Genomic DNA, 12,411 nt, shown 5'->3' with positions numbered 1-12,411 from the left:
CCTTACTGCTTAACAAGCTTATTCGACTTTATTTCCGGCCAGGCAAGTAGCTCAGGTTCAGACCAGGCATCTGGCCACTCAGCCTGTCTCCATTCAGTTTCCTGCGGCACACAACTGAAACGATAAATCTGGCCCGATAATTCAAAACCAAGATACCAAGCATGTAAATAACCGCGCTCAGCTGCCACGCCTGAGTATCGGCTATCACCCAGAATAGGCGCACCAATGCTCTTGAGAGCAACGCGTAACTGATGAGTTTTTCCTGTCACCGGTCGCAATAGAAAAACCCTTAAACCGCCACCTAAACCATGACTGAAAAACTGAGTAAGAGCGGGATTATCCTGCGACGGTGCAAGTTTCCAACTACCTCTACGGGCTTTAAGCATGTCGCCACAAATCAAGCCCTGTTTCTTTTTGGGTTTAGTCTGGCTTAACGCCATATAAAACTTCGTCATCCGGCGCTGCTCAAACTGTCGCCCCAGCTCAGCAGCAACAGTTTTACGCTTTGCAAGCAACAGCAGCCCGGATGTCATCCGATCCAGGCGGTGGACTAAGTAAAGCTCTGGTAGTTTTAATCCCGTCTGCAATAACATCACTAAGCCAGCATCCTGATCATCTTTATGAACAGAGATACCCGCCGGTTTATTGATTAACAGAAAATCTTCAGTATCAGCAATAAGCTGAATACCGTCTGGGAAGCCCTCAACAGGCAGGTATTTTGTCATTGATTATCAGAGAACAGAGAAATATAAGCTTTTACTGTACGTTCACGCCAATACCGGCCATTTAAACGGCCTACAGCCCAGTGAGCTTCAGCATGGCTGGCAACTATAGTAATCCAGGCACTGCTATGCTCCCCCTGACGACTGGCGTAAATTTCCAGTTCCAGAACTTCGACATAACCTTCAAGAAAATCTCTGATATCAGCATCAGAAACTTCACGGGGTAAACCTTCAAGAATAATTTTCACAGGCCCTCCTGGCAAATTTGCTAATACTCAGTATAGCGATTACCAGCCAAGCACCTGCTTCACAAACGGAATAGTAACTTTACGCTGCGCACTAAGAGAAGCATTATCCAGCTGATCCAGCAAATCAAACAGGTCCTGCATACTACGACTGGCGCGGTGTATAAGAAAACGGGCCACTTCTTCAGACAACTCAAAACCCCGGCTCTGAGCCCGTACCTGAAGCGCAATCACTTTGCCGTCGTCATCCAGCCCCTGAACCTGAAACACCATCCCCCAGGTAAAACGGGATGCCAGATCCGGTAACTTTATACCTAACTGTCGCGGCGCTCGATCCGCTGCGACAACCAGAAAATTATTTTCACTGCGAATACGGTTAAAGAAATGGAATAAAGCCTCTTCCCACTCACGATTACCCGCAATCGCCTGTAGATTATCAAGACAGACCAGATCCAGATGCTCCATTCCATCCAGCACTCCGGGCCCCAGATCAATCAGTTCATCCAGCGGTAGGTAAACCGCCGTACGCCCGGCCGGATCACTGGCATGACAAGCACCCTGCAGCAGATGCGAACATCCTGCGCCGGGAGTTCCCCAAAGATAAAGGAAAAGATCGCCTTCGCCGTTTGCTACCTGAGCCAGGTAGTTACAGACAAGCTCATTACCCCGGCTCAAGTATGTCTCGAACTTCGCATCATCGCGCAAAGCGATGCCTAAAGGTAATTGGATAGGTACAGGGTTATTCATCTATTCAAAAATCGGAGCTGGCAAATCCAGTTATATCTGATCAGAAATTGCTGTCAGTCAGGCTAAAGAGGAAAAATAACCTACACATGCCAGCCTGACCATAAAAAATTTCGCGTATGGTACTACGCCTCGAAACGCAAAAAAAGGTGCCTGTTCAATCCCCGGCAACATCCTTGACTGCTTCTTCAGCATTAACCAGGTTCGAAGCCGGTTTAGCGTCACCATAAAGACTGCTGCGCTGGTAGCCATCATGCAAATGACGCAGTAAAACCATGATAACCGCCGCTACTGGAAGCGCAATCAAAATCCCCACAAAACCGAATAGCTGCCCACCAGCCATAATAGCAAAAATGACTGCCACAGGATGTAAACCTATACGGTCACCAACTAGCAATGGCGTTAGCACCATACCTTCCAGCATCTGGCCAATAATGAACACCAGACCTACCCACGCCAATACTGTTGGATCATTAAATTGCAGCATCGCGGCAATGATGGCCGCCACAATGCCAATGATAAAGCCCATATAAGGCACAATGCTCGCCAGACCCGCCAACATACCAACTAACAATGCCAAATCCAGCCCAACCAGCCATAAGCCAATTGCATAAATAGTGCCCAGCGCAGTCATCACCAATAACTGACCTTTAACGAACGCGCCTAAAACTTCGTCACACTCAGTCGCCCACAAGTTTACCTTTGGCTCAACATTACGTGGCAATAAGTGACTGATCTTATCGATCATCACATCCCAGTCACGTAACAGATAGAACATTACTACCGGAATCAGGACTAAATTCGCCAGCCAGGCAGCTACGGCTATACCGGACTGACCGATACTGTTCATCACATCTTTCAGCACATTACCGGTTTGTTGCCAATTACCACTCAAAATCTGACGAACGTTCTGCCAGTCAAAGCTCACCAGCGAAACACCCAGGTTCAACTCCAGCCAGGGCACTAACTTAGTTTCAAATAAAGTAATAACCGCAGGAATAGTTTGCACCATGATCTGTATCTGATGCCCCAGCTTTGGCAGTAACAGCAGCAATAAAACCATCACTAATGTACTGATAATACCGAATACAATAACCACCGCACCGGTACGGGACATACCTTTATCTTCGAGCCGGTCAGCAAGAGGATCAAATATATAAGCCAGCAACGCCCCTACTATAAAAGGGGAAAGTATCGGCTGAAGCAAATACACCAGCCCCCCGGTCACCGCCAGCACACAAATAAACATCCAACGCTGTGAATCAGTCAGTTTCATATTGTCGTCCCTTTACCAAAATATATAGCGGTTACTGCCAGCGATAATACAGCGGCCCTGCAACTGTAGCTGAAGGCAATACTGAATCAGACTGAATGCGTGGATTTAGCCGGATAGCTTCCAACAATGCCGGTACGCCGCCCTGCACTTCAACCCGCAATGTCACAGTGTCATTTTCCAACTGCGCAGGTAAGACTTGCTCAACAGGCTGCAGTTCCCGCATATAGGTCAATAATTGCAGATAATCATCAATACTATTCAATTTGCTGATCTCCAGCACTATGCCATCTTCTACATAATTGCTTTCAACAACAGAAGTACCTCCTAACAGACGATCCCCCACCGAATTCACAACAGCTTCCAATTGTTCCGCCAGACTGCCTGTGGGCGCGTATGTCTGATGACGTTCCTGGTAAGACAATTGCCAGCGGGTATTCCATGCACCACTAGCCAGACGCTGCAGACGACCAACAAGGACAGCATCTGGCCGATATCGCGCAGAGGCTTGATTCACCGGTTCCTGAAATGCTCCCCAGATATCGCCCGGTGACAATGCCTGCTGATCATCCAGATCCAACAACGGCAACAACACAGGCAAAGCACGCTGTGCTGCCAAAGCCTGAAGTTCGCTGACGATTTCGCTTTCAGCAGCTACAAAATCCCTGGGACGCTCAGGCCCTTCTGCAACCAGCCAAACCAATACTCCCGGCCGGCCCCCACCAACAGCAGACAGTCCCGCTTCACTCAACAATCCACTGATAGCCTGTGTATCAAAAGCAAGTTTAAGACGTAAGCCCAGTACTTCACGGCCATCTCCGGCAGCAACCGGAATCTGAGTTGACTCGTATGCAAAGCCCTGCAAATAAACCGCCGGAGCCTGAAGTGCTTCACTGATTTTCGCATTACCTGCTATCTGACTGCGACCAGACACTTTTACCAACACATCCCGCAGCGCTTCACTTAACTGCTTATCGGTTGGTTGCGCCAATTGCTCTGGCACTAATAATTCCGACTGATACAAATTATCAACCACTGCTGCCTGTACTACACTTCCCACCAACAGTGAGATTGCTAACACTACACGGCTACAAATACTTTTCATGTACAAAATACATCCCTTACGTGGCGCCTCTGACAGGCGAACGATAAATAAAATAAGTACCAAAAAAATAGGTTTCAAACTCTACCACACATAGCTCCCCATAGAGCAACCTGATAGAATGGCGCCAAATTTTTACAGTAACCTCCTAGAATGGGTTTTCACACACTATGTCTACGACTGACAATACCTCTATCAGCTACAAAGATGCCGGCGTTGATATCGACGCGGGTAACGCTCTGGTTGACCGCATTAAGGGCGTTGCTAAACGCACAGCCCGACCTGAAGTAATGGGCGGCCTGGGCGGCTTCGGAGCCCTGTGTGAAATCCCTGCTGGCTACAAACAGCCAGTTCTGGTTTCAGGTACCGACGGTGTCGGCACCAAGTTACGCCTGGCAATGGATCTGAACAAACATGACACCATCGGCATCGACCTGGTTGCTATGTGCGTTAACGATCTTGTTGTTGCTGGCGCAGAGCCTCTCTTCTTCCTCGACTACTATGCCACTGGCAAGCTGAACATAGACATAGCTGCGGACGTAGTTTCCGGAATTGGCAAAGGTTGTGAACTGGCCGGTGCAGCCCTGGTTGGCGGCGAGACTGCAGAAATGCCTGGTATGTACGAAGGCGAAGACTATGATCTGGCAGGATTCTGCACCGGTGTTGTCGAGAAAGCTGACATCATTGACGGCACTAAGGTAAGCATCGGTGATGCTATCATCGGCCTGCCATCTTCCGGCCCTCACTCAAATGGCTACTCTCTGATCCGTAAGATCATCGAAGTACGTGGCGCAGATCTGAGCGGTGAAGTAGACGGTAAACCTCTGACAGAAGCTCTGCTGGAACCAACCCGTATTTACGTTAAACCATTGCTGGAATTGATTAAAAAGAGCCAGGTTAATGCCCTGTCTCACATCACTGGCGGTGGCCTGCTGGAAAACATTCCACGTGTTCTGCCAGAAAGCGCTAAAGCCGTTATTGATACTCAGTCATGGGTCATGCCTGAAGTATTCCGCTGGATTCAGCAACTGGGCAACGTTGAAAACCGTGAAATGTACCGCACACTGAACTGCGGTGTAGGCATGGTTGTCGTAGTACCTGCTGATAAAGCTGATGCAACCCTGCAGATTCTGCAAGATGCCGGTGAAAGCCCATGGGTGATTGGCCATATCGCCAGCGCCAACGCTAACGAAGAACAGGTTGAATTGCTGGGTGTGGAGTCTTAATTGATGACCAGCACAATGACCTCTGCAGCAAAACGAATCGTTGTCCTGATTTCAGGTAGCGGCTCCAATCTGCAAGCCATTATTGATGCCGTTAATGCACAGCGCATTAACGGCAACATACAAATGGTCATCAGTAATAAAGATGATGCATACGGCCTGGAACGGGCCCGTCAGGCAGATATCCCTGGCTGCGTTATCCGTCACACAGATTACTCTGACCGTGACAGCTTTGATCAGGCACTGATTGCTGAAATTGACAGCCATTCACCTGACTTAGTAATCCTCGCTGGCTTCATGCGTATTTTCACGCCGGAATTCGTCAACCGCTATTCCGACCGGATGCTCAACATCCACCCTTCTCTGCTACCCAAGTTCAAGGGGCTCAACACCCACCAACGCGCACTCGATGATGCAGAAGCACAACATGGCTGCACCGTACACTTTGTGACGGAAGAACTGGATGGTGGCCCTCTGGCTATTCAGGCAGCAATAGATATTTTGCCTGAAGATAACGCCAGCACACTGCAGCAGCGGGTACATCGTCAGGAACATAATATTTATCCGTTAGCAGTAGAATGGTTCTGCAATGATCGCTTGCAACTGATTTCAGGACAGGTTCAGCTCGACGGCATCAGTCTGGACAGCCAGGGTTATCAATACACGGAGTAAGCATGCCATTCAGTTTCCGCCGCACATTTAAAAAAACAGCCACACAAATCTCTATTTTATGCCTGATAGCTCTGCCTTTATCTGCCGTACACAGTGCCGGAGTACAGGTAAAGCCCTATAAAGCAGTGTATGCATCTGAATGGGATCTTGGCTTTTCTCTTAGCGGCGAAGCGGTACGACAACTCCAGCAAATAGAAAGCGGCTGGCAATTAAGTCTGAACGCAAGCGCAATGGTTGCCAGCCTGAGCGAAAGCAGTAAGTTACGTTTCACCCCGGAAGGCGTTGAACCGCAAAGCTATCGCTACCAACGTAAAGTACTGGGCAAAAAACGCCGCGCAGAACTGGACTTTGACTGGCAAAACAGCCTGGTAAGCAATCCGATCAGCGATACCCCACAGCAAATGGAAATCCCTCTAGGTACACTGGATAAGCTTAGCTACCAGCTGCAACTCCGTCTTGACCTGATCAACAAACGCGACAAGCTGGAATATCAGGTAGCAGATGGCGACCGCTTAAAAACCTATCGCTTTATCCACGAAGGCGAAGAAACTGTAGAAACAGCTTTAGGTAACTTCCAGGCAGTAAAACTGCGCCGCGACAGAGGCTCAGACAGCAAACGGGAAACATGGATCTGGTTCGCACCGGAACTGAATTACCAGTTAGTTAAACTGTTACAAACGGAAACCGACGGCAAGAGCTACTCCCTGGTAATCAAAGCACTGAACTGATACCTGAAAAGCTCCGCATCAGCACACCTATTAGCCTAACAAGATATAACACACTACAAGTCCGAATTAATGAACGCATACAAAACTCACGCCGAAGCTGTGTATCAGCAACTACTTAGCATGGAAGCCTGCGCAGCAAGCGAACAGCTTTTCACGTACAGCTATCTGTTAGGGCACATTAGCCTGGTTAGTAGCGCAGAAGGCGATACAGTTGAGGAATTCATGTCCGGCGTTGAACACAGCCTTGCCGAAGCATTTAAAGTTGATCACCTTGAAGATACTGATAAAGAAGACATTCTGAATGTCTGGCAACAGCTAAACGCAGCCAGTTAAATATCTTTCCGGTCGCAGCCCCAATACAGCTTCAGGGCTGCCAACGATACACCGACAACTTTATACGACCATTTATAACCGCTACACCTTCCTCTTGCAGACGCCCTACCTGACAGTCATAAGACTCACTTCCGACCGGTAAAGAAATCTTGCCCTGAGAATTAATAACCCGGTGCCAGGGCAACTGAGAACCTTCCGGCAACTTCCCCAGGCAACGACCAACCATTCGTGACTGGCCCGGCAATCCAGCCAGCTCCGCTACCTGTCCGTAAGTTACAACCTTACCAGCCGGAATCTGACCTAATACCTGCCAGACCCGCTGATGCATTTCATTTACAGCCATAATTCCGTTCTCTGGTAACTCTGTTTAAGCGCATCATACTCAGCCATCACAGATTGCGACAGCAACATAGCGCGGGAATTCCACCCAAAAGCCAGAAAACCTGTATCGATCCATAAATAACATGAGCTTTTTCAAACAATCACGCGTATAATATCGCGTCTTTCAAATACTCCCCCGGTGTTACCTGATATGTCCGATACCCCAGTCGCCTTTAGCGATCTTGATCTACCTGCAGCCGTCCTTAAATCTATTACCGAACTCGGTTACGAAACCCCGTCTCCGATTCAAGCCAGCTGTATCCCTTTATTACAGTCCGGCAAGGACGTGCTGGGTATGGCTCAAACGGGTACGGGTAAAACCGCAGCATTTGCTTTACCTCTGTTAAGCCGCATTGACCTGTCGGTTAGCAAGCCACAGGTACTGGTTCTGGCACCTACCCGCGAACTGGCGGTTCAGGTTGCAGAAGCATTCCAGGCTTATGCTCGCCATATTCCGGGCTTCCACGTACTGCCAATTTACGGCGGTCAGAACTATAACATCCAGCTGAAGCAACTGCGCCGTGGACCACACGTTGTCGTTGGTACGCCTGGCCGTATCATGGACCACTTAGACCGTGGCACCCTGAAACTGGACAGCCTGCAAGCAATGGTTCTGGATGAAGCTGACGAAATGCTTCGCATGGGCTTCATCGATGATGTTGAAACCATTATGGCGAAAACACCGGAAAGCCGTCAGACTGCTCTGTTCTCAGCAACTATGCCTGAACAGATCCGTCGCATTACCAAACGTTACATGCGTGATCCTCAGGAAGTAAAGATTGCGTCTAAAACAGCCACAATGGAAAACATCGAGCAGAAATGCTGGATCGTTTCCGGTGTAAACAAGCTGGACGCCCTGGCACGTATTCTGGAAACTGATGAGTACGGCGGCGTAATCATTTTCGCCCGCACCAAAACAGCAACCACTGAACTCGCTGAAAAACTTGAAGCCCGTGGTTACGCTGCAGCAGCACTGAATGGTGATATGAACCAGCAACTGCGTGAGCGTACAGTTCAGCGCCTGAAAGATGCAAAACTGGACATTTTGGTTGCAACTGATGTTGCAGCACGTGGCCTGGACGTAGAGCGTGTTGGTCTGGTTGTTAACTACGACATTCCTTACGACACCGAAGCATACGTGCACCGTATTGGCCGTACTGGCCGTGCCGGTCGTGATGGTAAAGCGATTCTTTTCGTAGCGCCACGTGAACGTCGCCTGCTGAAGCAAATCGAACGTGCTACCCGCCAGCCAATCGAGACAATGGACCTGCCTTCCCGTGATATGGTTCAGAACAAGCGTCTGGAATCATTCCGTGGACAGATCGCGAACATCTTCACCAATGAAGATATGTCTGTATACCGTGAGCTGATTGATCAACTGGCTTCCGACACTGAACTGGAAACTCTGGATCTCGCCTCTGCCCTGCTGTATATGGCACAGAAAGAGAAACCTCTGATTCTGCCACCTGAGCCAGAACCACGTGCGCGTCGTGAACGTAATGACCGCAACGAACGTGGCAGTGAGCGTGGCGAACGTGATGGCAAACAGCGCCGTGAGCGCATGCCAAGTGCAGATATGGATGTTTACCGCCTGGATGTTGGTCGTAACGACGGTGTTCAGGTTAAAAACATTGTTGGCGCAATCGCAAACGAAGCTGATATTAACAGCCGTCACATTGGCGATATCCGCCTGAACGATGACTTCAGTACAGTTCAGCTGCCAAAAGGCATGCCTGAAGATACTCTGAAGCACCTGCAGAATATCTTTATTTGCCGTAAGAAAACCAATATCACTTTATTTGAAGGCGAACTGCCAGAACGCGCGCCGCGCAAGCCACGTTCAAGCAAGCCAAGAAATAACGATAAGAGCCGCCCACGCCGTCGTGACGACCGTGGCGAATAAAGCCTGATTTCAGGAACGCATGATAAAAAAGCCCTGCATACGCAGGGCTTTTTGGTACTTAATTGAACAATACTAACAATACACCTCAGCATTTACTCCACCAAACTCCTGCGTACTGTTGTGGATTCATGCCTGTAATGCCGCACAAGCCATTCATCCAATTCGCTTACAGACTGTGGTGAAGCAATCAGATATCCCTGCACTAAATCACAGTCCCGCTGTGACAGAAAACTCAGCTGCGCTGCGTTCTCGACACCTTCAGCCACAACATCCAAGCCAAGCTGAGCTGCCATCGCAATAATCGCGGCAATAATCTTACCGTCACTATGGCTATTGGGCACATCTTGCAGAAAAGAGCGATCTATTTTCAACGCATCAACCGGCAACAGCTTTAGATAACTCAGCGATGAATACCCAGTACCAAAATCATCAATACTGATACGTATTCCCAATGCACGTAACTTAGCTAATACTTCAGCAACCTGATCTATGTGCTGAATGACATAACTCTCAGTGATTTCCAATTCAAGATTACAGGCAGGCAAGCCGGTTTCTTCCAACACCTCTTTAACGGTACCCAGCCAGTTACCATTAATGATTTGCAACCCTGAAATATTGACAGCCACACGTATGTTCAGGCCCTGATCCAGCCAACACTTCATTTGCCTGCATGCCTGCTGCAACACCCATTTTCCCAGAGGGATTATCAGGCCATTTTCTTCTGCCTGCGGAATAAACTGATCAGGCTCAACCAAATACCCGTCATCTTTCTGCCAGCGAACCAATGCCTCTACCGTCGCTAACCGACCATCGGATAAACGCACCTGCGGCTGGTAATGCAAACGTAACTGCGTGGTATCAATTGCATGGCGCAAGCTGCGCTCAAGCGAATAGCTCTCATAGGTACGTACACTTAATTCAGGCACATACAGCACAGCCTGATTGCGTCCTGATTCTTTGGCATGATACATAGCCATATCAGCATGCTTTACTAATTGCTCAGCATTATCACCATGCATCGGAAACAAACTCATACCAATACTGCTATGCACGCTCACCCGATGAGACTCCAACTGAACAGGCTGCGATAAGGTCTGCATAATTTTCTCTGCCAGCAGATTCAGCGTATCGACTTTATCCAGATCTTCTACGATAACTACAAACTCATCGCCTCCAAGCCTTGCAACTGTGTCTAGCTGGCGAATGCTTTTTTGCAGGCGCATCCCAACTCTTTCTAACAACATATCACCAACAGGATGACCTAAGGTGTCATTAATATATTTAAACCTGTCCAGATCAAGAAACATCAAACCTACCTGACGCTTAAAACGTCTGGCTCTCTGAATAGCTTTATGCAACCGGTCATTAAACAGTACCCTGTTAGGCAATCCGGTTATGGCATCAAAATGCGCCAGATATTGAATCTTTTCTTCATCCGCTTTTTTTTCAGTAATATCCGTAAAGACACTGATGTAATGCTGAACTTTGCCACCGCTGTCACTGATTCGTTCTATGCTCTGCAAAGCAGGAAAAACCGACCCATCTTTACGCTGATTCCACAACTCGCCCTGCCAGCGCCCCTTTTTATTCAGAACCTGACGCAAATGAAATACAAAATGGTGATCATGATGAGCACGGCTGTATAAAAACTCGGGACGCCTTTCCAGCACATCAGCCTCTGTAAAACCGGACATTTCAGAAAAGGCCCGGTTAACCCGAATAATACAGCCAGCAGCATCAGCAATAATGATGCCTTCCTGAGTATTCTCAAACACCAGCGACGTAAGCTTTAACTGTCGCTCAGCTTCCAGCTCCTGAAGCTCAGAACTGGCCCTGCTGGCAGCTACTTGTAAAATTGATAGCGTCGCCTGCTCGTGGAGCATAGGCTTCTGATCCAGCATGACTATGAGGCCATTACACTTCCCTTCTGAGTTGAACATGGGAATACCTGCGTAACTGTCAGCCTCCATCTGCTGTAAAACAGCCACATCCGGAAACCTTAACCGTAGCTCCCGGGCGTAAAAACAGACGTGATTTTCAAGCACCTTCTGACAGGGCGTGTCAGCCATTTGATAGTAGAAATCTTTAACAACTTTCCCTTTGGCAATCAGGCAAAGGCTGTCCACCCTCCCCGGATCTGACTGATTAATTACACCAACCATGACGTAAGCCACATTAAAGGTCTCAGCCAGCAAACCTGCCAAAGCGATAAAATAATCAGTACCGTGGTTACCTGTCACCTGACGTGCAAAGCCCTGAAAAAAAAGATCAGATAAATGGCGATCAGTAATATCCTGAAGTGTGCCGTGCACTGTCTCCGCAGAAACCTTGCCCTGACATTTCACATAACGGATACCACCATCAGCACCCATGATCCGGAACTGGCAATCAAGGTCATTCTGATATTGCACCGTTGTATAAAAATAATTTTCGACCCGTAAGCGGTCATCTTCATGAATCGTATCAAGAAACTGCTTATAGCAATTATCAAGCGCTTCGGGAGCAACACCAAGGATCTGGTGCATTTCATCACTACAACTCATTACCCTGTCGGTCACTGATAACTGCCAGGAGCCAATTGCAGCAATTCGTTGCGACTGCAGCAAACTCTGCTCGCTTTCCCGTAACGCTATTTCAGTTCGGCGACGCCTGCTTACTTCGCGCCGGAGGCTGGTATTCCATAACAAAACAACAATGAATACTAAAAAAATAATGCCTGCAATAATTAGCAAATAGCCACCCAAAGCCTCCCAGGGCTGGGGCTTATATACTATGTTCAGAGAGTCTATCCGGCTTTGACTACCGGTATCGGAAATAACTAACTGCTGATGCTGTGTTACAGGCTCTTCATCTACCGGCGTATGGGCATATACAGGCTGCTGATTCAGCATCCCATAAACACACACAATCCATATAAGCCGCCACACTACTTCCATACTTATTGCCCACAATCATAAGACTGTGACAGATCCTAAAACCTGACATGCAGTCCGGTTATCAGCTCACTGAAAGATAGGTAAAAAGCATCCTGCAGATAACAAACAACCCAGAGCCCAGTCTGCATGCTTTACATTGCCATGCAGAA

12 protein-coding genes are annotated in these 12,411 nt (G+C 48.3%); 5 read left to right on the top strand and 7 right to left on the bottom strand.

Annotated features, from left to right (window positions below):
- Positions 1–2: 2 nt before the first annotated feature.
- The 5 genes from OCU49_RS09455 to OCU49_RS09435 form a co-directional block, all read right to left on the bottom strand.
- A complete protein-coding gene (locus OCU49_RS09455; RefSeq protein WP_261844733.1) occupies positions 3–725 on the bottom strand; it encodes a TIGR01621 family pseudouridine synthase in 723 nt (240 codons plus the stop codon).
- Positions 722–970: an RNA recognition motif domain-containing protein gene (locus OCU49_RS09450; protein WP_261844732.1), complete on the bottom strand. Its 249-nt coding sequence runs from the start codon at positions 968–970 to the stop codon at positions 722–724. The genes OCU49_RS09455 and OCU49_RS09450 overlap by 4 nt, the downstream gene beginning before the upstream one ends.
- Positions 971–1,009: 39 nt before the next feature.
- On the bottom strand, positions 1,010–1,714 hold the full coding sequence (gene hda / locus OCU49_RS09445) for a DnaA regulatory inactivator Hda (protein WP_261844731.1): 705 nt from the start codon (positions 1,712–1,714) through the stop codon (positions 1,010–1,012).
- A 154-nt stretch (positions 1,715–1,868) separates the two neighbouring features.
- Positions 1,869–2,987 carry an AI-2E family transporter gene (locus OCU49_RS09440; RefSeq protein WP_261844730.1) on the bottom strand — a complete coding sequence of 373 codons (1,119 nt, stop codon included), beginning with the start codon at positions 2,985–2,987 and terminating at the stop codon, positions 1,869–1,871.
- A 31-nt stretch (positions 2,988–3,018) separates the two neighbouring features.
- Positions 3,019–4,089, bottom strand: a complete 1,071-nt coding sequence (locus OCU49_RS09435) for a DUF2066 domain-containing protein (RefSeq protein WP_261844729.1) — start codon at positions 4,087–4,089, stop codon at positions 3,019–3,021.
- A gap of 167 nt (positions 4,090–4,256) precedes the next feature.
- Here OCU49_RS09435 and purM point away from each other — a divergent pair, with 167 nt between their 5' ends.
- The 4 genes from purM to OCU49_RS09415 all read left to right on the top strand — a co-directional run bounded on the left by purM (position 4,257) and on the right by OCU49_RS09415 (position 7,042).
- Positions 4,257–5,312 (top strand): phosphoribosylformylglycinamidine cyclo-ligase, encoded by a 1,056-nt coding sequence (gene purM / locus OCU49_RS09430; RefSeq protein WP_261844728.1) that lies wholly within the window; start codon positions 4,257–4,259, stop codon positions 5,310–5,312.
- 3 nt (positions 5,313–5,315) lie between these two features.
- Positions 5,316–5,981: a phosphoribosylglycinamide formyltransferase gene (gene purN, locus OCU49_RS09425; RefSeq protein ID WP_261844727.1), complete on the top strand. Its 666-nt coding sequence runs from the start codon at positions 5,316–5,318 to the stop codon at positions 5,979–5,981.
- Positions 5,982–5,983: 2 nt separating this feature from the next.
- Complete coding sequence (locus tag OCU49_RS09420; RefSeq protein ID WP_261844726.1) at positions 5,984–6,709, top strand: DUF3108 domain-containing protein; 726 nt, start codon at positions 5,984–5,986, stop codon at positions 6,707–6,709.
- 69 nt (positions 6,710–6,778) lie between these two features.
- Entirely contained in the window at positions 6,779–7,042 is a 264-nt protein-coding gene (locus OCU49_RS09415) for a YfcL family protein (protein WP_261844725.1), read from the top strand.
- Between the two features lie 31 nt (positions 7,043–7,073).
- Here the strand turns inward: OCU49_RS09415 and OCU49_RS09410 are convergent, their stop codons facing one another.
- A complete protein-coding gene (locus tag OCU49_RS09410) occupies positions 7,074–7,385 on the bottom strand; it encodes an MGMT family protein (protein WP_261844724.1) in 312 nt (103 codons plus the stop codon).
- A 189-nt stretch (positions 7,386–7,574) separates the two neighbouring features.
- Here OCU49_RS09410 and OCU49_RS09405 point away from each other — a divergent pair, with 189 nt between their 5' ends.
- Positions 7,575–9,326: a DEAD/DEAH box helicase gene (locus tag OCU49_RS09405; protein ID WP_261844723.1), complete on the top strand. Its 1,752-nt coding sequence runs from the start codon at positions 7,575–7,577 to the stop codon at positions 9,324–9,326.
- 92 nt (positions 9,327–9,418) lie between these two features.
- Here the strand turns inward: OCU49_RS09405 and OCU49_RS09400 are convergent, their stop codons facing one another.
- Positions 9,419–12,262, bottom strand: coding sequence for a bifunctional diguanylate cyclase/phosphodiesterase (locus OCU49_RS09400; RefSeq protein WP_261844722.1), 2,844 nt, complete (start codon positions 12,260–12,262; stop codon positions 9,419–9,421).
- Positions 12,263–12,411: the final 149 nt, after the last annotated feature.

This window comes from Aliamphritea ceti (assembly GCF_024347215.1).
Classification (GTDB): domain Bacteria; phylum Pseudomonadota; class Gammaproteobacteria; order Pseudomonadales; family Balneatricaceae; genus Amphritea; species Amphritea ceti.
The sequence above is the reverse complement of the archived record's forward strand: the minus strand, read 5'-3'. Positions and strand labels throughout refer to the sequence as shown.

What these genes read in the sequence shown, in the direction of transcription:
- OCU49_RS09455 (WP_261844733.1), bottom strand. Translation starts at nt 725, where the DNA reads ATGACAAAATACCTGCCTGTTGAGGGCTTCCCAGACGGTATTCAGCTT.
- hda (WP_261844731.1), bottom strand. Translation starts at nt 1,714, where the DNA reads ATGAATAACCCTGTACCTATCCAATTACCTTTAGGCATCGCTTTGCGC.
- OCU49_RS09440 (WP_261844730.1), bottom strand. Translation starts at nt 2,987, where the DNA reads ATGAAACTGACTGATTCACAGCGTTGGATGTTTATTTGTGTGCTGGCG.
- OCU49_RS09435 (WP_261844729.1), bottom strand. Translation starts at nt 4,089, where the DNA reads ATGAAAAGTATTTGTAGCCGTGTAGTGTTAGCAATCTCACTGTTGGTG.
- purM (WP_261844728.1), top strand. Translation starts at nt 4,257, where the DNA reads ATGTCTACGACTGACAATACCTCTATCAGCTACAAAGATGCCGGCGTT.
- purN (WP_261844727.1), top strand. Translation starts at nt 5,316, where the DNA reads ATGACCAGCACAATGACCTCTGCAGCAAAACGAATCGTTGTCCTGATT.
- OCU49_RS09420 (WP_261844726.1), top strand. Translation starts at nt 5,984, where the DNA reads ATGCCATTCAGTTTCCGCCGCACATTTAAAAAAACAGCCACACAAATC.
- OCU49_RS09415 (WP_261844725.1), top strand. Translation starts at nt 6,779, where the DNA reads ATGAACGCATACAAAACTCACGCCGAAGCTGTGTATCAGCAACTACTT.
- OCU49_RS09410 (WP_261844724.1), bottom strand. Translation starts at nt 7,385, where the DNA reads ATGGCTGTAAATGAAATGCATCAGCGGGTCTGGCAGGTATTAGGTCAG.
- OCU49_RS09405 (WP_261844723.1), top strand. Translation starts at nt 7,575, where the DNA reads ATGTCCGATACCCCAGTCGCCTTTAGCGATCTTGATCTACCTGCAGCC.
- OCU49_RS09400 (WP_261844722.1), bottom strand. Translation starts at nt 12,262, where the DNA reads ATGGAAGTAGTGTGGCGGCTTATATGGATTGTGTGTGTTTATGGGATG.